The 21,144-nt window shown below is 43.5% G+C and carries 17 protein-coding genes and 1 tRNA gene; 5 read left to right on the top strand and 13 right to left on the bottom strand.

Annotated elements, in window-relative coordinates; all coding sequences use genetic code 11:
* Positions 1–40: 40 nt before the first annotated feature.
* Complete coding sequence (locus VK541_RS10715) at positions 41–631, top strand: 2OG-Fe(II) oxygenase (RefSeq protein WP_324369864.1); 591 nt, start codon at positions 41–43, stop codon at positions 629–631.
* Here VK541_RS10715 and VK541_RS10710 read toward each other — a convergent pair.
* The 3 genes from VK541_RS10710 to VK541_RS10700 are packed head-to-tail and all read right to left on the bottom strand — an operon-like array spanning position 612 to position 5,656.
* Positions 612–1,847, bottom strand: coding sequence for a carboxypeptidase-like regulatory domain-containing protein (locus VK541_RS10710; protein ID WP_324369862.1), 1,236 nt, complete (start codon positions 1,845–1,847; stop codon positions 612–614). The two genes, VK541_RS10715 and VK541_RS10710, sit on opposite strands and share 20 nt — an antisense overlap.
* A 12-nt stretch (positions 1,848–1,859) precedes the next feature.
* The gene (locus VK541_RS10705) at positions 1,860–3,326 is read right to left on the bottom strand and encodes a carboxypeptidase-like regulatory domain-containing protein (protein WP_324369860.1); all 1,467 of its coding nucleotides are present in this window, start codon (positions 3,324–3,326) and stop codon (positions 1,860–1,862) included.
* Entirely contained in the window at positions 3,314–5,656 is a 2,343-nt protein-coding gene (locus tag VK541_RS10700; RefSeq protein ID WP_324369858.1) for a TlpA family protein disulfide reductase, read from the bottom strand. Before VK541_RS10700 ends, VK541_RS10705 begins: the two co-directional genes overlap by 13 nt.
* 159 nt (positions 5,657–5,815) lie before the next feature.
* Here VK541_RS10700 and VK541_RS10695 point away from each other — a divergent pair, with 159 nt between their 5' ends.
* A complete protein-coding gene (locus VK541_RS10695; protein WP_324369856.1) occupies positions 5,816–6,220 on the top strand; it encodes an EVE domain-containing protein in 405 nt (134 codons plus the stop codon).
* Positions 6,221–6,233: 13 nt separating this feature from the next.
* Here the strand turns inward: VK541_RS10695 and VK541_RS10690 are convergent, their stop codons facing one another.
* From VK541_RS10690 to VK541_RS10675, 4 genes are read right to left on the bottom strand one after another with little or no spacing between them, the layout of a single operon-like run.
* The gene (locus VK541_RS10690) at positions 6,234–7,427 is read right to left on the bottom strand and encodes a sodium:proton antiporter (RefSeq protein ID WP_324369853.1); all 1,194 of its coding nucleotides are present in this window, start codon (positions 7,425–7,427) and stop codon (positions 6,234–6,236) included.
* A 56-nt stretch (positions 7,428–7,483) separates the two neighbouring features.
* Positions 7,484–8,005: an acyl-CoA thioesterase gene (locus tag VK541_RS10685; RefSeq protein WP_324369852.1), complete on the bottom strand. Its 522-nt coding sequence runs from the start codon at positions 8,003–8,005 to the stop codon at positions 7,484–7,486.
* Positions 8,006–8,046: 41 nt separating this feature from the next.
* On the bottom strand, positions 8,047–9,309 hold the full coding sequence (locus tag VK541_RS10680; protein ID WP_324369850.1) for a DUF5103 domain-containing protein: 1,263 nt from the start codon (positions 9,307–9,309) through the stop codon (positions 8,047–8,049).
* Positions 9,306–11,234 (bottom strand): ABC-F family ATP-binding cassette domain-containing protein, encoded by a 1,929-nt coding sequence (locus VK541_RS10675; RefSeq protein ID WP_324369848.1) that lies wholly within the window; start codon positions 11,232–11,234, stop codon positions 9,306–9,308. The genes VK541_RS10680 and VK541_RS10675 overlap by 4 nt, the downstream gene beginning before the upstream one ends.
* 39 nt (positions 11,235–11,273) lie before the next feature.
* On the opposite strand from VK541_RS10675, the gene VK541_RS10670 reads away from it, so the two are divergent.
* On the top strand, positions 11,274–12,305 hold the full coding sequence (locus VK541_RS10670) for a quinone-dependent dihydroorotate dehydrogenase (protein WP_324369846.1): 1,032 nt from the start codon (positions 11,274–11,276) through the stop codon (positions 12,303–12,305).
* Positions 12,306–12,500: 195 nt separating this feature from the next.
* Here VK541_RS10670 and VK541_RS10665 read toward each other — a convergent pair whose 3' ends face one another.
* From VK541_RS10665 to VK541_RS10655, 3 genes are all read right to left on the bottom strand, one after another.
* Positions 12,501–12,677, bottom strand: a complete 177-nt coding sequence (locus tag VK541_RS10665; RefSeq protein WP_324369845.1) for a spore protein — start codon at positions 12,675–12,677, stop codon at positions 12,501–12,503.
* A 25-nt stretch (positions 12,678–12,702) separates the two neighbouring features.
* Positions 12,703–12,776: transfer RNA gene (locus VK541_RS10660), tRNA-Cys, on the bottom strand.
* A gap of 49 nt (positions 12,777–12,825) precedes the next feature.
* A complete protein-coding gene (locus VK541_RS10655; protein WP_324369843.1) occupies positions 12,826–13,575 on the bottom strand; it encodes an RNA methyltransferase in 750 nt (249 codons plus the stop codon).
* Here VK541_RS10655 and VK541_RS10650 point away from each other — a divergent pair.
* A complete protein-coding gene (locus VK541_RS10650; protein ID WP_324369840.1) occupies positions 13,566–15,965 on the top strand; it encodes a BamA/TamA family outer membrane protein in 2,400 nt (799 codons plus the stop codon). The genes VK541_RS10655 and VK541_RS10650 overlap by 10 nt on opposite strands.
* Here the strand turns inward: VK541_RS10650 and VK541_RS10645 are convergent.
* From VK541_RS10645 to VK541_RS10635, 3 genes are read right to left on the bottom strand one after another with little or no spacing between them, the layout of a single operon-like run.
* The gene (locus VK541_RS10645; protein ID WP_324369838.1) at positions 15,962–16,492 is read right to left on the bottom strand and encodes a hypothetical protein; all 531 of its coding nucleotides are present in this window, start codon (positions 16,490–16,492) and stop codon (positions 15,962–15,964) included. The genes VK541_RS10650 and VK541_RS10645 overlap by 4 nt on opposite strands.
* Complete coding sequence (locus VK541_RS10640) at positions 16,489–18,816, bottom strand: patatin-like phospholipase family protein (RefSeq protein WP_324369836.1); 2,328 nt, start codon at positions 18,814–18,816, stop codon at positions 16,489–16,491. The genes VK541_RS10645 and VK541_RS10640 overlap by 4 nt, the downstream gene beginning before the upstream one ends.
* 17 nt (positions 18,817–18,833) lie before the next feature.
* A complete protein-coding gene (locus tag VK541_RS10635) occupies positions 18,834–19,307 on the bottom strand; it encodes a TspO/MBR family protein (protein WP_324369834.1) in 474 nt (157 codons plus the stop codon).
* 111 nt (positions 19,308–19,418) lie between these two features.
* Between VK541_RS10635 and VK541_RS10630 the strand changes: the two genes are divergently transcribed.
* The coding region (locus VK541_RS10630; protein ID WP_324369832.1) for a glycosyl hydrolase at positions 19,419–21,144 on the top strand (1,726 nt) is incomplete at its 3' end.

Raw genomic sequence — 21,144 nt, 5'->3', positions numbered from 1 at the left:
GCAATGGCGGTTGCCAGGTATTGCAATCGGATCAGCATTCTTGGAAAAGAACTTTAATGAACTCATTGAAAGCTTTATTGAAAACAAAGTAGGTATTACAGATAACTTTCTGGGAGAGGCACTTGCCTCGAATTTAAAAGCCAACCTCATTGCTTATTACCAGGAAAAGTTATTGCTCAGCGCAGGTACAGGAAATAAGATTCTGGTGACGAAGGACAACCTATTCAGAAGCGATAAGATCTACTGGCTCGACCACGGCCGCAACAATGCTCACGAGAATGAATTCTTTGACCTCATGGATCATTTTATTGCTTATTTGAACGATACCTGTTATACAGGGATCACAGGGTATGAGTTCCATTATACTTTGTACGAGGAGGGGAGCTTCTATAAAAAACATATAGATCAGTTCAGAAATGATGAAAGCCGCAAGTACTCTATGGTGATGTATTTAAATGAAGGCTGGGCTGCATCCGACGGCGGGGAGCTCAGGATACATCACAGTGATTCCCGGCAGCAAAACATAAGTCCCGACAGCGGTAAAAGCGTTTTTTTTAAGAGCAGCGAACTTGAACACGAAGTGCTGGTCACCAATAAACCCAGAATGAGCATTACTGGCTGGCTGAAGTAAAATAGTCCATCGGTACCATATCGGCTACCTTTTCATAGCCCCAGTACCCCTCAAATAACAGCGAACTTGGGTCAAATACCAGACCGTTCTGATAAAATGCAATGGGGGTTTTTAACTGATGTATGATGGATACCTGGCTGGATGCAAGATCCATTGGTCTGTTTACCTTATAACCGGACTGCTTGCTGTAGGCTGCTGGCTCTTTTTCAGCGGTATAGATGACGTACAGTTTCCCGGTAAAACTTATCCATTTTAAATTGCTGACCTCTCTTTTAACCAGTGTATCGGTCAGTATCTCAGCCCGGTTCAGCACATCTATCGAATCAGGTTCTCTTTTTATCCGGTTGTAATGGGCTAAGGAATCCTTACTGTTCGCAGTGATACTTGCACCCCTGACGGCAATCTGGGAAAATAATTTGATTTTCTCACTCAGTATGCTGTCGGGGAGTTTTTTAGGATTGGGTTTGCCCTGCATCTTATTGATGATAAAACCGCTGGGCTTGGAAGTATTCTCAAACAGCGTAGAAAAAAAATGCTGGGGGGAACCCAGGTAGGCTTCATCTCTTGTACGTTTGTACTGACGCTGCTTTGATTTGGAGGTGGCCAGGTCTTCAAATGAGGGATAACCATAATACATGACAAGATTCAGTTTGTCGTTCTTTTCAAAATATTTTAGTAAATACTTGATGCGATAACCGAGTGCCTTATTTTCAACGATGATAAATTCATCAGCAGAGGCATTTAATATACGGGTGTCCTTATCATAATCAAACCGGATCACATTGGGGTTGATGATCTTCGACTTTGCGGCGTTGGGGCTTGTCCCGATAAAATTTGCTTTGAAAATTTCCAGCCGCTGCTGTCTGTATGGATCGGATCTGATCACAACCTCTTTCAGCTGATTTACATGCTCTTTCATAGCGATGTCAATGACTACAGATTTATCGTTGATGATGACATTCACATTTGCGGGCAGGAAGCCAATCATTTGTACCAGTATATCATAATTGCCGGGTTTGAGCTGTGTGATGGTGTACTTTCCATGATTGTCGGCCACTGCGCCTTTCTGATATCCGCTTAAGAGCACATTGGCACCAGGCAGGGTTTCGCCTTTGTTGTCTTTCACAATACCTGAAACGGAGTAGAGCTGCTGAGCAAGGGCACCTGAACCTGTCAGTACTCCGAACCATAAAAAAAGCAGGATAATTGTTCTCATATAAAGGGGAAGTTAATCGAGGGGAATATAATCCATCGGGACCATGTCTGCGACCCGTTCGTAAGCATTGTAGCCTTCAAAGACAACAGCTGCAGGGTTAAAGAGCCTTCCGTTACGATAAAAACGTATGGGGGACTTTAGCCTGTGAATGACGGAGATCTGGTAGTTTGAGTACTCCGGCGGCCTGTTGATCTTGAAGCCGGAATTTCTGAAATAAGTATTGCTTTCCTTTTCCCTGGTAAAAATAACATACAGCGCGTCCGTAAAGTTTATGCGCTTTAACCCTATGGAATCTTGCTTTACCAAAGTGTCTCCCAAAATCTCTGTTCTGTCCAGCAGCCGCAAGGTATCAGGCTCTTTTTTCATTTTTGTCCAGTAATAAAGAGAGTCAGAATAGACTGTACGGCCCTTATTGATATTTGCTGAATGGTGCTTTATTTTATTTTCAATCAGGCTGTCGGCCGGCTTCTTGGCATTGACCCTTTTTACCAGTTTATTAAGGAGATAGCCTTCCCGCTGGTAGCTATTGTTATAGAGGGAGCTGAAAAAATGCTCTGGCGACCCTTTGTAGGCTTCCATTCGCTTCGCCTGATAACGTATTTTATCGCGTTTAGATGCCATCAGCTCTTCAAAATAAGGATAGCCGTAAAAATAGACCAGCTTGTTTTTTTCGTCCTTTTTGAAAGATTTTAGCAGGTACCGGATGCGGTATCCTAATGCCTTGTTCTCAACAACAATGAATTCATCGGTATGGGCAGACAACATCTGCTTTTCCTCGTCGTAGTCAAAATCAATGATGTTGGGATTGAGGATCTTACATTTTAATGCATTGGGCGTTGTTCCTAAAAAACTTTCTTCAAATATTTTAAGGAATCTGCTTCTGCGCGGGTCCGGTCTGACCACCACCTCGTACAATAGTTTTACGTTCTCAGTCAGTATAATTTCGATGTCGGCAGCCCCGTTGCCAATCATCACGCTTTTGCTTGCCGGAATGTATCCTACCATCTGGACCAGCAAGTCATATTTGCCTGCTCTAAGGTTGCTGATCTGAAACTTTCCACGGCTATCGGCGACTGTTCCGATCTTGTAACCTCCGAGAAATACTGCGGCTCCGGGAAGGGCCTGTCCATCTTTATCTTTGACCACACCGCTAATCGAAAAGGTTTGCAAGACACGGGCAGCATCAGATTTAGCCTTAATCATAATGATCTTATCACTAATCGTATAAGTGAGCGGCGTTCCAGCCAGAACAGCGTGCAGCGCCTCGTTAATGTCCGCATCTTTTACAGATATGTTTACCGGTTTCAGGTCTTCTGTCAGGGCACTGTTGTAAAGAAAGTCATAGCCACTCTGTTTTCGTATGTCGCTAAAGACAGCTTCCAGTTTAACGCCTTTGCGCTGAATGCTTATCTTCTGGGCATTACAGGCATTGCTGTAAATGAGGAAAAGCAGGAAGACTGTAGTTCTTAAATATCCCATTTCAGGTATTTATCCACCAATGTTTTGTAATTGTCTGTATATGGGATGATCAGATACGTCCCATTTGGCAACAGCAACAGCTTGGTAGGATAATGACTTACATTAAATTTGTTTTCTACCAGATTGTCCGACATCAGCACCTGGTAGGTATATTTTCTCTTGGCCATAAACGCGTCTACGTACTCCTTTTTATCATAAGAGGCAATCGTAGTGACCATCAGTTTTTCGGGCTTATCATTACTCACATGCAATTCCTCTATTTTATGGATCTCATTGATACAGGCACCACACCAGGTACCCCAAAAATCTATGAAGATAAACTTACCTTTATTTTCTGCACTCCCCACCTGCTTACCCGACGTTTCTTTCAATGCAAACGAAGGGGTAGCCGGTAATTTAGCTTTGAGTACTTTGGCGAACCAAGCCTTAAAATCTCCCGCCGGATAGGCCTTCTGATACTTTTCCTTAAGTAATCCATAGCGCTCCGGCTCAATGATCACCAGTTCCGCATATTTTTCCAGCACCACATCTTTAGATGCACTGCCTGTTTCGGCCTTTGCCATATACAGTTCACCATACGGCACAGCAGGCAAAAATTCATATTCAGGTGTCACCTCGCCAGCATTTTGTAGTTTATCCTGTTGCGAGGGTAGGTAATCGCTGGCCATTTGCAGGTAGGCCAATCCATTTTTCTGGTCTAGCTGGCTCTTTCTATAATAAGCATCAGCCAGGTATTTGCGGAAGAACGGTCGCAGCGATTTAGCGAAATCACTGGAATCCGTGACAGACTTTTTAAGCTTATCTATGCTCAAATCGATATAAGCAAGCCTTAAAGAATCTGCCACTCCCTTCTTGCTCAGTTCATCGAAGATCAGCAATCTGTATCTCCCATATTTGTCATACGGGGCACTGGTATTTGAGGCTGTAAGCGTATTCAGCGTATTTTTGTCGTCGGTAAGCTTTACCTGAAGATAGATCTTCAGCCCGGCAAGCACAGCATTCAATCTCGGGAAGCCCAGTTTTTCTACCTCATTGATCGAGTTCAAAATCGGGAGCAATGTGGCCTTGTCGTTTGAGTTGAATACGTGTTTTGCCCATTCTACATGAAATGCGGACTCCAATACATGCATGTTCAGCGGATACGTACGCCCGACGGAGAATTTTGTAAAGAGTATATTTATGGCGTTATTGAGATTCTGAGTATTGTTTTCCTTTAACTCGCCTTCAAGTTTAACCATCACATAAAATTCTTTTTTAAAATATTCATAGGGGATTTTTCCAATCAAAGGATTAGAGTCCATCCCAAGACTGCCAATCAGTGATGCTTTTGCTGCCATATAAGGATAATCATCCTCCTTCATCTGCTTGTCCAGTTCAGCCAGTACGTTTAACATGCTATCCTTTACGCCCACTTTGCCCTTTGTCTTGTGAAAGACTTCATAGAGCTCGTTGACCTTGCTGGCAGCCCTCCCTGCCGGACTAAAGTAGGTATCATAATCACTCAGTTTCTTGAGCTCATCGAAAAGTAAAGGCCCAAAGCCTAATGCTTTTACATTGGAACTCTTTAAGTTGATCTTAATGACATTTCTGTTGAATCTCATCTCCCCGCTCTTAGTATTAAGAGATCTGGACGACGAGTCTCTTAGTGAACTGATCAATAATCCTGTTTTCACCTCATGCCCCATCTGCTTTTTTACCTGCATAGAGTCGATGGTAAACACTGAGTCTTTATATGGCACACCATTTCTCGTCCCGCTTGTTGCGTAACGGGACATGCCTGTTTTTACTGTGTCTACAGCTGCGACCGATTTCTGGGTCAAAAGCTGCTCTATAGGTCTGGCAAAAGCCTTATCACTCAATCTCCCCATCACAAAAGATTCCAAATTAATACCTGTGTATGCTGACACTGCATTCACTTCTTTGATGGCAGCAAGTACCTTTTCTTTAATAGCCTCTACACCTTCAGTCTTTAGCACTTTACCGGCCTTATCTATGGTCAGCTGATAATTAACTCCACTGATGACCTTGTTGGTAACTGCATCATAGGTTTTTGGCTGTTCTTTCAGCGGCAATTGGGAGTCTACGATTTTACGATCATCATACACTATTGATCTTGGTTTGGATGCTGAAATCACATATCCATCCTTATTTACTGCCGTTACAACGAATTCGTATTCATCGAAATACACATATTTGTTAGTCCCATAGTCATCAATTTTAAGCAATTCATAACTTAGCTTCTGACCTTTTTTTAATTTTAATTGTTGTGCATGTACGCATAGCGCGCATAAAGAAAAGCATAGAAAGAGTAATGAGGTTGAGCGTTTCATCGGTTCTATTCGGTTTTTAACTAAATTAAGTTAATTTTTCCAGAATACATTATAAGTTTTAATTGATCAGGACAGAACTATTGTAGAAATCAAGAACTGTATGCCCACAAATATTCTCTCATTTTATTAGCTTTGGAATTCAATTAATAAAGACATCAAATGAAGCATTGGCTAGTCAAATCAGAACCTTTTAAATACAGCTGGGAGAAATTCAATAAGGATGGAAGAACTTTTTGGGACGGGGTGCGCAACTATCAGGCTAGAAATAATCTCAGGGAGATGAAAGAAGGTGATCTGGTTCTGTTCTACCACAGTAATGATGGCAAGAATGTAGTGGGGATTGCCAAAGTCGTTAAAGAATTTTACCAGGATCCGACTACTGATGATGCCAATTGGGTAGTGGTAGAACTGGCTCCTGTGGAATCGCTAAAGAATCCGGTTTCACTCGAACAGATCAAAGCTGAGGAAAGTCTGAAAGACATTTCATTGGTGAAACAAGGAAGGTTATCTGTAATGCCGTTAAGGGCTGCGGAGTTTGACAAGATCCTTGAAATGGGAAGCTGATCCTTAAAAACTCTTATACCGTTTCATGAACTTCTTTTCCTTTTCTTTTGGAAGTCAATAGTCCAATACTCATCACCAGGCTCGTGCCCAGAACCACTACAAACAAAAAAGGAGTGCCTATTTCGGGCAATTTGATGGCTTCCGGAAGGTTGAAATAAAGAAGAATGCTGATTAATCCCCTGGGCGCAATGAAAATTTCCTGCCCGCTGTTTTCTTTTCTAAACAGCTTTAAATAAACCAGCCGTATCACAAAAATACTTGCCAGGAGGATAAATCCGTTGGCAAGGACAATCTGATCGTCCAGCTGGTAAATATTTATAGTAAAGCCAAAGATCACGAAGAAGAAAGTCCTGATGATAAAAGCGCTTTCCGCGCTCAGCTGATGCAGCTGGGTTAAGTCTGTAGATAAATTCTTATAAATAAATATACTCCTGAACCAGGCATGGCGTATGGTGTCAGCATTGTTTAAAAATAGCCCAAACGAAAGGATCAGTACCAGAGAGGAAAGATGGTAAGACTGGCCAATGGCATATACCATGATCAATATGGAAATGATCAGGAAAAATTTGATGTGGTGAGCGATCTTACCCATTACATAAAGCAGAAGGACACAAGAGACCACCGATACCAAAAGGATCAGGAAAGTGCTCAGGGCCAGCCCGGTAAATGAGGAAACAGAAATATAAGGATTGGATATGGTAAAGTTGAACAATATGATCCCAAGGATATCCGAAAAGGAAGATTCGTAAATGATAAACTCTTTGCCTTTTTTGTTCAGCAGTCCTGCTGTTGGAATCGCTATGGCGGAACTGATCACGCTAAAAGGTATGGCATTTGAAAAACAGGTATGGAAGTCTTTTCCTGTGATCTGGTAAATGATAAAGGTGATGACTGAAACAGTAATCAGAAGGATAACAGCTGCTGAAGAGAATGCGGCTTTTATCAGTTTATTTTTGCCGGGATCGTATTTAAGTTCGAGTGAACCCTCAAACACGATCAATATCAGCCCAACAGTTCCCAGCGCTGGAAGGATCTTTAAAAAATCAAAAGTTTGAAGCTGCAGGTGATCGACCAGCAGGCGCAGTCCAATGCCCAGCAGTAATAAAAGCATTACAGAAGGTAATTTAGTCTTACTGGCAACAAGGTCAAACAAATAAGAAAAAATGACCAGTCCACTTAAAACGATCAGAGTGGTATAAGTAGTCATACTTCCTATTTATTTAATAGCTGAATTTTAAACAGCATCGAAACTTCTTTTGTTTATTAATCTTTAAAGAACAATGCTTTCAATTCCAGCGCATCATTCGGCTGCATTTTCCCGCTGAGTATCAATCTCAGCTGTCTTCTGCGAAGAGCCCCGGCAAACAAATCTTTTTCCTCTGGCGTTACAGGCTCCAGCGGGGGAACAGGCACCGTCTTACCTTCTTTGTCCAGCGCCACAAAGGTATAATAGGCCTCATTGGACTTTGCTCTGCTGCCAGAGGGAATGTTCTCTGCCCACACATCCAGCCTTACCTCAACAGAAGTGTTAAATGACCTGGTCACTTTAGCCTCGATGGTAATTACATCCCCAAGCTTAATGGGGTGTTTAAAAGAAACATTGTCTACAGAGGCGGTCACCACAATACGGTTGCAATGCTTTTGAGCAGAAATAGCCGCTGCAATATCCATCCAGTGAAGCAGTCTTCCTCCCATTAAATTGTTCAGGGTATTGGTATCGTTTGGCAATACCAGTTCATTCATGATGGTATGGGAATCCTTTGGATTTTTTACTTTTATACTCATAGCGCTACAAAAGTAACTAATATTGAGGATAGAAACATAAGCTAGCGCTTCAATGTATTGATATTGCTGTACCCGATCAGCTCCTCCCAGCGTGAGCCTGGTTTTTTGTAATAGGCAAAAACCTGGTAGGTGTTGCCGGTTTCAAAAAAGGAGCCTTCAAATATTGCCTGATCTATTTTATTCGTTTCTTTATTCAGCCACACATACTTATAATCGTACAGGCCCTGTTTTAACTTGATGTTAGTGTAAAAGCGTTTTCTGGACGAATCAAAGTGCAGTTTTGAAGCTTCATTGAGCTGGTAATCGTTGAAGCGGCCCACCACATAAGCATCGCCGTTTGCAGTAGGAGGAACCGCATTCAGGGTAAAGGCGACATTGACATAGTCGCTTTCCGTGCCATCATCCCGACCATCCTGATTCCTGATAAAAAAGCTTCCGTTTTCGTCTACAAGGTTGCTGTATCTGGCCTTACTGGTGTTGACATCCTGGAACAATATGACATTGACCGCAGTGTCTCTGATGATGTCCTGTACGTTCTCTGCCTTGAAGCGCAGGCTGCGGATGTCAAACTTCCGGAATTCATTTCCCGCAGGAAAATCATTGCTGTTGAGTTCGTTATATAGCAGTGATCCGGGCTTGATAAACTGAGGCTTGGTATTCAGAATGGCTGTCTGTGGATTGCCGTTTTGCATCACCACAGCCTTCAGGTCCGTATAGGGATTCTGTATAGGGGTTTTATGAAAAATGGTAAAGTTGACTTTCTGATTGCTGAAACGAAGCGATACCTGTGGGCTGGCTACCACATCAATACCAATATTTACAACCTGCTCTGCCACATAAAACCGCTGGGAAATTACCGGTTTTTTCTGATCCCCATCTTCATAGACCTTTAATAAATAATTACCTGATATTTTAGGCCTGACCTGGCTATAGAGAAGGCTGAGCCGGTAATGCGTATATTTTTGCAGCGTACCAGAAGAATACTTATAATCCGTGATCCGGTCCTCAGACAGACTTTCGAGGTAATCAAGTGCTGACAATCGTGATGATTTCCAGTCGGATGTACAATGCTCTACTGTATACCAGTAGTTCTTGCTGCCGCCAGTGAGATCATCAAACGAAAATATAAGCTGCTCACTTGATTTAAGCGTAATAACAGGCATGGATTGCTCTTTTTGCGCGTTATAGCACTGTACCGTTTTGATATTGGGCTGGTATATTTTGTTATCGTAAACAAACTGCTGGTCCTGTGCCACAGCAATTTGTACGCTAAAACACAACAGTATGTAAACCGATTTTATCATTTGCTCTCCAGTTCCATGATCTCAGATGCCAGGTCTTCCCAACTGTTCTGGGCGGCATCCAGCTGTTGCTTGGCTGCATTATAGGTTTTGTTTGCCTCGGCAAGTTTACCCGCATCAGAATAAATGCTCTCATCGGCAAGCAAAGCTTCAATTGCTTTCAGATTTTCTTCAAAAGCCGTGATCTCAGATTCGATCTTTTTCAGATGGTCGTTCAGTTTTTTCAATTGCTGCTGCTGGTTTGCAGGAACCGGGGCGGGCGCAGGTTTTTTTTCCTCTGCCTTTTTCACCTCTTTGTCCGGTCTCACCGGGATACTGGAAGGCTTTGCAGGAGGTCTTTTGCTATTCCACTCCTCATATTCTGCATAAGTTCCCGGATACTCCTTGATGTCCTGGTCTTCAATGAACCAGATCTTGTTCGCCACGTGGTCCAGGAAATACCTGTCGTGGGATACTGCAACAAAAGTACCTTCATACTGCTGCAAAGCTTGGATCAGGATATTTACAGACTGGATGTCGAGGTGATTGGTTGGCTCATCCAGGATCAGGAAGTTAGAGTCTGTAGTCAGTGATTTGGCCAGTGCCACCCTTGATTTTTCACCACCAGAGAGCACACGGATCTTTTTAAACACGTCATCACCGGTAAACAGGAAGCAGCCCAGTATACCGCGCAGCTCTGTATCCGTATGCTTAGGTGCAAAAGCCTGAAGTTCTTCCAATATGGTGTTTTCCAGGTGCAGCGACTCCAGCTGGTGCTGGGCAAAGAAAGTCGTGGTTACATTATGGCCGGTCTCGCAGGTACCTTTAAAGTCTTCAGTGCCTGCAATGATCCTCAGTAAAGTAGATTTTCCTTTACCGTTGGCGCCAATTAAAGCGATTTTATCGCCTTTTTCGATGATGCCTTCCGCATTGGCCAGGATGTCAATGTTTGGATAGCTTTTGTAAGCACCCTCTATCCTGATCACGTGACGACCGGAAGGTTTGGAGAATTTGAACTGGAAGTTAACCGTAGGGTTATCATCATCCACATCCTCTACACGCTCCAGTTTGTCCAGTGCCTTCATTCTGGATTGTGCCATTTTAGCTTTAGAAGCTTTGGCTTTAAAGCGCTCGATCAGACGTTCTTCCTGTTTGATCTTGGCCTGCTGATTTTTGAACTCTCCTTTTTGGATCTCACCACGCAGGGCTTTTTCCTCCAGGTAGAAAGTATAGTTTCCTGCGTAAGGTGTTAGTTTTCCTTTGCGGGACTCCACGATCTTGTTAACCACTTTATCGAGGAAATATCTGTCGTGAGAAACAATTACTATGGCACCTTCAAAACTGCCCAGATAGGTTTCCAGCCATTTGATGGACGGTAAGTCCATGTGGTTGGTCGGCTCATCCAGCAGTAAAATATCAGGAGTCTGCAACAGGATTTTCGCCAGCATCACACGCATCCGCCATCCTCCTGAGAACGTATTGAGCGGACGGTGCTGATCTTCCGTACTGAAACCCAGACCTGCCAGGATCTCATTGGCACGGTACTCGATGTTGTAACCATCCAGGGCTTCAAACTCCTGCTGTTTATCGCTCAGTTTATTTAAAACCTCTTCAGAATAATCGGTCTCAATTTTCCTTAGCAATTCTTCGATCTCATCATGCAGCTGGTTCTGGCGTTCGAAAGCCTCCATGGCTACATGTAAAATGCTATGGTGTGAATCGTAAGAAAGCAGATCCTGGTTCAGGTACCCGATCTTTACATCCTTGGACATAGAAATGTTGCCGGAAGTAGGAGCGTACTCTCCGACAATTATTCTAAGTAATGTAGATTTTCCGGTTCCGTTGGCACCAATTAATCCAACCCTGTCGCCCGGCTTAATGTGCCAGTCTGCCTCGTCGTATAAGGCCCTTGCGCCTATAAGAAATGTTAAGTCGTTTATTGAAATCATTTGGGCGCAAAAATACGTTTTTTTCCTATCTTCGTAGCTATGTACCGTCTGATTAAGCCCATATTCTTCAAATTTGACCCTGAAAAAGTACACTATTTCGTAGTGAAGCGCCTGAAATGGTTTCATGAACACTTTCCCCTGGGCAGTACGATCCTCAGAGGGAGCTTTGATGTGAACATCAAGGGGCTTGAACGAGAGGTGTTTGGGATTAAATTTAAAAATCCGGTTGGCCTGGCTGCCGGGTTTGACAAGAATGGTGAATACATAGAGGCACTGAGTGATCTGGGCTTTGGTTTTATCGAGGTTGGTACCGTTACGCCATTGCCCCAGCCCGGCAATGATAAGCCCCGTATGTTCAGACTGGAGGCAGACAGTGCGCTCATCAACCGGATGGGCTTCAACAACAAGGGGGTAGACACCCTGGCAGAGCGCCTGAGATTGCTCCGGTCAAAAAACACGGACATCGTCATCGGTGGGAATATCGGTAAGAACAAGAGTACGCCCAATGAGGAGGCCACCAGTGATTACGTCAAGTGCTTCGACAGGCTTTTTGATGTAGTAGATTACTTTGTGGTCAATGTCAGCTCGCCAAATACACCCGGTCTGCGTGCCTTGCAGGAAAAGGTGCCTTTAATGGAACTTTTAAATACCCTTCAACAGCGCAATAACATCAATGGGGTAAGCAGGCCAATCCTTTTAAAGATAGCTCCGGACCTTACCAATGAACAGCTCGACGATATCGTGGAGATTGTGATGGGGACCAAAATTGCCGGGGTCATTGCTACGAATACCACCGTGGACAGGAATGGGCTGTATACACCGGAAAAACTCAAAAATGAGGCAGGTGGGTTAAGCGGGAAACCTTTGACCCTTCGCTCGACAGAAGTGATCCGGTATTTATCTGTCAAATCAAATAAAGCATTTCCAATAATAGGTGTAGGGGGGATTCATTCGCCTCAGGACGCAAAAGATAAACTGGACGCCGGAGCTTCATTGGTTCAGTTATATACAGGCTTTATCTATGAAGGCCCGGGCTTGATCAAAGCCATCTGCAAAGAGCTCGTCAAGTAGGTTTATACTATTTTATTCTGGATTATTGTAAAGCTATAATAGGACGATACAGGTTGCTTTATAGAAAACACATTAGTCGGTCTTTGAGGTGATATCTATGGCCTCAAATAAGGCGATATTGTGGCAGTTTAACAAATAAAAAGGCACTCCTGCCTTATAGCAAGAGTGCCTTATGTCTTTCGGACTAAACCTGGTTTAGGCTTTTGTAGTCAATTGAAGTAGAACCGCGTTGTTTTTAGCCAACTGATCTTTAGTCGATTGTTGTGAGCGGCTACCTAATTCTATGTTAGTAGCTAACTTCAAGTTCTTCACATCTTGTTTTGCGAAAGTCTTATTCCTTCTGTCTTTTCTTTTTAATCTGGTAACTGCCATGTCTTTTAATTTAAAGTATTAAATCTGGAGGTCGAGAGCGGATTCGAACCGCTGTACGAGGTTTTGCAGACCTCTGCCTAGCCACTCGGCCACTCGACCCTGTTAAAATTCAGGCTGCAAAAATAGTAATTATTACTTACTATGCAATTTATTTCTGTAAATTTCTGCTGATATCTGCACATAATATTGCAGCCGATACGGCAACATTCAGTGATTCTGCACCACCAATACGGGGAATGGTCACCGGATGGCTGATCAGGTTCATGATTTCAGGAGTTATCCCCTGACCTTCATTGCCCAAAATAACCAGCCCTTCTTTGCCCCAGTCTGTCTGATAGATGCTGCTGCCGTTTAATACTGCTCCAAAAACAGGGAGTTTCACTTTGCTTAGTAACGTAAACAGATCTTCGTAAAAAACATCAACCCTGCTCAAAGAGCCCATAGTGGCTTGAACGGTTTTAGGATTATAAACTTCAACCGTGGCAGCCGAGCAAATAACCTGCTTAAAACCAAACCAGTCGGCCGTGCGAATGATCGTACCCAGATTGCCCGGGTCCTGAACGCCATCGAGCACCAGCGAGAACGCCCCTTTGAGTGTGGAAACAGTTAAAACAGGATTTTTTGGAATGTTTACCAATGCTAAAATTCCCTGCGGGGCCTGTAGTGTACTAATCTTATCCAGTTCAGCGTTGTTTACTTCAAATAACTTTATATTTGCAGGCAATTTTGGAAGTAAAGATTGATATTGGGGCAGATAATATATGCTGTGGACCTGGTATGACGAATGAATAAACTCTGCAATAGATTTTATACCTTCAATAATAAATATCCCATTTTCTTTACGGTACTTTTTTTGATGTAACGATTTTATAAAACTGATCTGAGATTTTGAAAGCATACTATAATTATAAAAGCAGTGTCCTGTATGGTGCAATATTACTATTTATTCTTGTTTTTGTCGTAGGATGCTCGTCAACAAAATACATCGAGGATTACCAGTCGATCGTAAAAAAGGTCAGGATAGACAGTGTCGACAAGATTTTTGAAGAAGAAGCTTACAATTATATCCAGAAAGACATTCGCCCCACTTCAACAATTGGTGTTAATGTTCTCATTTATAATATGTTTAATACCAAAAACGGACGATATAAAACGAGTGGTATTAAACCACTGGGCACACCTCCGCCGATACTGGACAGTACGCTGGTAGAGATCTCCAGAAATCAGATAGAGAAATTTTTGAACAGTAAAGGGTATTTTAATGCCAGGGTAAAATCAACAATAACCGTGAAAAAGCAGCGCGCCTCGATATATTTTAAGGCAGAGCAGGGCCCGGCTTTTAAAGTCGGCAAGATCAATTATGAGATTCCTGATACGGTGGTAAAAAACCTCTACCTGTCCAAAAAATCAGCATTCACACACCTTAAAGAAGGTGTCCGGATCGACGAAGATTCACTGAGTTATGAGCGTGACCAGATCTATCAGCTGATGCGGGAGAACGGTTATTATGATTTTTCCAGGCCATATGTGAAATACTCTGTAGATTCCAATTCAAATGCAAGCCTGGCTAAAGTGACCTTAATTATTGACAATCCGGCTGACAAGCCTATTCACGTAAAGTACAATATCGGCGAGGCAAATGTGATCATTGCTCCTGATGCTGATGGCTTTCCGGATACAATAGTGGTCAATAGCCGGGTATTCAGGGACATCAGGTATACCGATCTGTCCGGGAAATTCAGGAGAAACCCAATCGTAAGGTATAATTTTTTATACTCACCGGATTATTATGACATCAGGAATGAGCAGCTTACCTACGACCGAATGTATGAACTCAATGTCTTTAAGAACGTTAAGATAGACTACAACAAAGCACAGGACAGCTCAAACAAGGTGCTGCCTATCATTAAACTGATCCCTCAAAAGATCATGAGCAACCGGATAGAGGGCGAGATACCTTTTAACGGCAACACGGTGGGTTTCAATTTGAGCAATACCTATTCAAATAATAACCTGTTCAGGGGGGCGGAACGCTTTGAATTTCAAGTCAAGGGGGGCTTGCAGTCAAGGATCGGTGGTGGAAATTCTTTGTTCAGCGACATCAACCAGCGTGATTTCTCTTTGAGTGCCAATTTGAGCGTACCCAGGCTAATGATTCCTTTTATTACGGCGAGGCCAGGCAGAAGGGGCGGAATGCCGCACACTATATTTTCTACCAGTTATGTCTATGCCCTGCAAAAAGAATTTTTTCAGCGCCAGGTATTCCTGAATTCTGTCACTTATGAATTTGTAGAATCAAAATCAAAGAACCACTCGCTGACACCGTTAAACTTTGAGTACAGGTTTGGTAATTTGCTTTTGGACACGACTATTGAGAAGAACAAAAAGATCGCTGAAGCCAACCGTTATACCATCAACCTGCTGGACCGAAAAAATATCACGCTGGGTATTAAATATACTTATTCGATGAATGCAAACAGGTTGCTCGAAAATAACAACTTTATCTATCTAAGAGCGAGCATGGATATGGCAGGAAACATGCTTCAGCTGGCTTCAAAAATTGGCGGTGCCAAACATGACCCAAAGAATGAAGATTTTGCTACCATATTGGGGCTGCCCTTCAATCAGTACCTGAGACCTGAGGTTGACTTCAGATGGTATAAAAACCTGGGCGGTGAGCGGCAAATGGTATCGAGAATAAACGCAGGAATAGGTTATGCTTATGGCAATTCAATAGCCCTTCCTTTTGAAAAATTGTTCTTTGCCGGCGGCTCCAGCGGAGTGAGGGCATGGCAGGCCAGAACCCTTGGGCCGGGGAATTACAATAGGGGAGAAAGGATTACGGATACCGCTACCCGGAAGGCCTTTTACGGGATAGATCAGCTGGGTGATATGCATATTGAGGCCAACCTGGAATACCGGTATAAGCTCTTGAACAAATTCTTTGGTGCCAAGCTAAAAGGAGCCGTGTTCCTGGATGCGGGGAACGTTTGGAATGCTTCTTCCAACAGGAGCGACTACAGTGAAACTTATTTTGATATCAAAAAGCTCGGTAAACAGATCGCGCTGGGAACAGGTTTTGGATTCAGGTATGATGTACAATATTTCGTGTTCCGGTTTGATGTGGGCATTAAGCTTAAAGATCCGCAGTTTCAGGGATCAGACCAATGGGTGATCAGGAAATTCCTAAACGGAGGTAAAGACTTTAGAAGGGCTTATGATGCCGCAAATGCACCGGACAGTTATCGTTTCGTGCAGTACAATTTTGGTATAGGAATGCCTTTTTAAAACAAGTTTTTTAATCCGTCAAATATCGTTTCAAAGAAAGTGGACAGGTTCATTCCGCTGCTGTGGTTGAAATAGATGAAGACCAGCAGTATGATCACTGCCACTATGATGAATTTTCTGAAGAGGAAAGCCAGCAGTATAATAATGGCCGGGAAAACTATGAGCCAGAAGCTGTTGATGGCGTAGGGATTCAGTGTGCCGTCCTTTTTATACACATAGAGCAATTTGCTGTGCGTACCTTCATCATTTTGATGCTTGATGTATACAAATGCAGAACGCTCCAATTGCAAAGGCAGTATGGCGACTCCATCATTAAATTTGACCTCCTGCGTGAAGCCGCTTACTGTAAATGTGTAGACCCCGTTGATCTTTTCCAGTGGGTTTTCCAGCGAATCAGTAGCTATAATAGCCAGCTTACTGTTTTTAAGCAGGCTTTCCTTTACTATGAAATTATTGATCTCTGCGGTTTGGGCGAAACCCGGAGCGGTGCACAGCAAAAGTAAGATCAGCAGGTATGTGGTTTTCATTCTATAGATCGTTTATTGTAAATCAGATACCCCAAATGTAACAAAACACCGTTTCTTTTTATGGGGTCATCGTATATATTATAACTCAGGCTAACGGGGCCTACAGGGGTATGGTATACCAGTCCGGCAGTAGCGGCATATTGCCAGGTACTAAGCGCCTTTCTATGCTCGATTCCCTGAAAATCAATCTTCCCGAATTTTTCATAAGGAAGGAACACATAGCCTTCCAGTCTCAGGTCCAGGTTCCTTTTGATGCTGTAGACGTTTTTTATCCCGCCGGCAAGGTAACTGGTGGCCCTGAAATTTTCCAGAAATATGGATCGGCTGTCCTGAAGCGGGTAAAACGCAGGAGCCGACAGTAGTGTGGAATAATAGTTGGAAAATAACGGCTGATTGGAAAAAACACCTTCAAAAAGGTAACCAAGAGCGTACCTGCGGCCTTTTAAAAAGTAATTGTCATCACTGATCTTGAGATTGAGCCACTCCCGGAATTTTTTTGTTGTGGGGTTCTTGTCAGCAGTTAGCAATATATCCTGTTCATCCGCGATATTTCCCGGAGTATAGCTTTCACGTCCTGCGTAGTAATTTAAACTCAGCAAAAAGTTTCTTCCGCGGTTGGGATACTGTTTGCGATTGAAAGTGTTTTGTTCAAATGTCAGCGTGGAACGGGAACCATTGAATACGGTCTTGTCCAGTATGTCACCCAGAGAAAACCTGCTATTGGGACTATAGCGGTCAAAATTATTGATGAATGCCGAGCTTAGGATCACTCTTGTATTTCTGTTCAGGGGGAAGCCAATCTTGAGGTCTACCTTTCTGTCAGCCTGTTCTATATAAGTAGGATGAGGGTTCTCAATAAAAATGGAACTGGTATTGTAATAATCAAAGTGATTGTAGGTGAGTTCTGCCGCAAGGAACAACGGAAGCCGGGACGGATAATCAATCCTGCCATTTAACTGAACCGATTCATAGAATCTCCCTGAATAAAGGCTTGCCCCAAAGGTGTAGGACTTCCTGTTCAGGTAATGGTATTGTGCTCCTAAAAAAACGTTGGAGATGGGACGCGTCGCAATATTGCCGCCGAAATCTATTTTAAAACTTTTCTGCGGACGTGCGGCGATCTCAAAATTATAGCTGTCTGATGCGGGATGGTAGACTATTTTTGGATAGACGGTCTCAAAGGTTTCATCGGCTACGAGTTTATAGTAACCCTGCTTGATGTCGCCCAGATCGAAAACCTTTTTATCGCGTTTAAACAATCGTTCTACATATTTTTTTTGATCGTTGTTTACTCCCGTTACCGTTACTCCGCTAAATACCAGGTTTGGCTTCTTTTTGTTGAACACATTTCTCCGGCGCATGATCTCATTGATACCTACCCTTCTGGCTATTCGTTCTTTAATTTGCGGCATTTCGGCTATTGCTGCATCATATCCTTGTTTGATGAGTGCTGCTACCGGGTTGAAATTGGTAGCGGAGTAGCTTTTAAGATCGGGTTCTATATAAATTCCATTTTCCCCAATGAGAGTAGAGTCAGATTTGGAAAGGAACATAAACCTCATGAGCCGGTTCATGAGCCGGTCATCGTCACTTTTAGGATATTCATTGTAATTTTTGGCGCTTACATTTGAACCTATGATAATATCGGGGTTAAAGTTTTTTTTCATCACATCCGCCGGAAAATTATTGTACAGGCCGCCGTCAAATACATATTTATCGTCCAGTTTGATGGGACGGTAGATGAGCGGAACCGTCATTGTCGCCCTGACTGCCTCTGCCAGACTTCCCTTTGCTACCGTGATACTGGTCTGGGAAAATACATCTGAAACCATACAGCGGTAGGGAACGAAGAGGTGGTCGAAATTGTCTTTTGCAATGGCAGAGGCCTGTGAAAACAGCTCCATCAGCGCAAAATTTAATGGGATATCATTGATCAGGTTAGACCGGAAGCTCAGCCTGAGATTGGAATCTACAGACAGCTTGGCGGTAAGCACAGACGGGTTTGTGCTTTTCTTTTGAAAAAAGAAACTGAAATCGCTGTTGTACCTGCCGCTTACCCAATCCTGAAAATCTGTGCTCAGGGCCACCATTTCAATCTGGTCGGGTGAGTACCCTGCTGCATACATGGCGCCTACTATACCTCCCATAGAGGTGCCGGTAATGTAATCTATTGGGATATTGTTCTCTTCAAGTGCTTTTATAATGCCAATGTGTGCCAACCCTTTGGCTCCGCCGCCACTCAATACCAATCCAACCTTTTGAGCATACAGGGGCAATGCAAAAAGGGTAAGGACAAGTATCAGCAGTTTCATTATACGGATCACATCTTCGGGGTTTATGGTTAGTTTAAGCTAAAGATGCTCGCAGTAAGGAGGGTAGCAAAGCCAACCCATAGTATATATGGAACAAACAACAGTCCTGCAGTTTTGTCGATTTTGTAAAATACCCCGGCGTTGATGATGACGATGACCAAAAGCAGCACGATTTCGACAAGCGCGACACCAATCTGACGGGCATAAAAGAAAATGAAAGACCACATCAGGTTTAAGATCAGCTGCATGAGATAAATGGCAATCGTGCGCGGGAAATGCACAATCTCTTTTCTTTTCTGCCAGATCAGGTAGGCTGAGATCCCGATGAGAATATACAGTGTAGTCCATACCGGTGCAAAGATCCAGTCGGGCGGATTGAACGCAGGTTTTGCCAGTGTAGGGTACCAGGTCTTAACAGAATGGGCGGTAAAAAAGCCGCCAGCGGTCCCGATTATAAGTGGTATAGCGATGTTGATGATAAAGGCTAAGGGGTTGAACTTCATAGTTGAACTTTATAAATCAGGTATGTAAAAATAAACTATATTTAGCTTCAAACTGAATATTCGTTAAAAAGTTTTGTATGGATCCTTTTTGCAAGGAAAGACAATTGGGTTATGAAAAGAAAGCTATTCTACTTTTTGCTTATTGCAGTCTGCGTGTGCTGGTCAGCAGGCTGCAGTAAAAAAGTTAAACCGTCTGCTGTGGTTGCCAAAGATCTGAAGTCCGGATTTTTGAATCCACCGGACTCAGCCAAATCTGGTGTTTACTGGTATTTTATGGACGGGAACCTGAACCGGGAATCCATAACTGCAGATCTGGAATCGATGAAAAAGGCCGGGCTCAGCAGTGTTGTGTTTCTTGAGGTCAATGTTGGTGTGCCCAGAGGAAAAGTTGATTTTTTGAGTGCGCAATGGCAGGAACTTTTTGTTCATGCCGTTAAAGAATGTGAAAGACTGAACATTGAAATGACCCTGGGCATAGGTCCGGGCTGGACGGGAAGCGGCGGGCCCTGGGTAAAAGCATCTGAATCTATGCAGCATTTGGTTGCTGCGGCTGTTCAGGTTGATGGCGACAATAAAAAGAAGATCATGCTGCCTGTGCCAAAACCTATGCCGCCCTATTTTGGTGAGGGGGGCTTTACAGAGGAGCTAAAAAAGCAATGGAATGATTTTTATAAGGACGTAGCTGTGCTCGCTTACCCAACACCATCATCCCCAGCGAAAATAAAAGATGTAGAAGAGAAAGCACTTTATTACCGTGCGCCATATTCTTCCGCTAAGGGAGTCAAACAATACCTGCCGTCGCTGACGGACTTTGAAGTTGTGTCTGCCAGTTCGGTCATTTCTAAGGAAAAGGTGATAGACCTGACCGGTAAACTTCAGGCAAATGGCGAACTTGACTGGGATGTACCAAATGGCAAATGGACTATTGTCAGATACGGACTGCGCAATAACGGTGCGGTTACCCGGCCGGCACCATATCCGGGCTTGGGATTTGAGGCAGACAAGTTTGACACGCTGGCCATCAGCCATCATTTGGATCAGTACATCGGTACCTTGCTGAACAAGATCGGGAAGAAGGCCGCCGGCGGAAGCGGCGGATTGAAGAGATTGCACATGGACAGCTGGGAAATGGGTGCCCAGAACTGGACCGGGCATTTTAGAGAAGAATTTATAAAAAGAAGAGGATACGATCCACTTCCCTATTATCCTGTTTATGCCGGGAATGTAGTGGAGAGCGTGGAAATAAGTGAACGCTTTTTATGGGATCTAAGGCAAACTTCACAGGAACTGGTATTGGAAAATCATGCGGGATACGTTAAAAAATATGCTCACCGCAATGGAATGAGCCTGTCTATTGAACCTTATGACATGAACCCCAATGCGGACCTGGAACTGGGCGCGGTGGCCGATGTGCCTATGTGTGAATTCTGGAGCGCGGAGTTTGGTTATAATACTTCATTTAGCTGCATTGAAGCTGCATCGATTGCCCATGTGAATGGCCGGTCCCTGGTGCCGGCAGAGGCATTTACTGCAGAAAGCAGTGAAGGCTGGAAACAGCATCCTGCATCCATGAAAAACCAGGGCGACTGGGCATTTGCTACGGGAATAAACAGGTTTGTTTTTCATACTTTTCAAAACCAGATGCTGCCTGATTCCTTAAAACCGGGAATGACAATGGGACCTTATGGTGTGCATTGGGACAGGAGCCAGACCTGGTGGTCAATGGTAGGTGATTATCATCGTTATTTATCAAGATCCCAATATATTCTGCAGCAGGGAAATACTGTCGCCGATGTGCTTTATCTTACTCCGGAAGGCTCACCCCATGTTTTCAGAC

Source organism: Pedobacter sp. (genome assembly GCF_035317785.1).
Lineage (GTDB): Bacteria > Bacteroidota > Bacteroidia > Sphingobacteriales > Sphingobacteriaceae > Pedobacter.
Note: the sequence above shows the minus strand (reverse complement) of the source record. Positions and strands in the feature narration are given on the sequence as shown.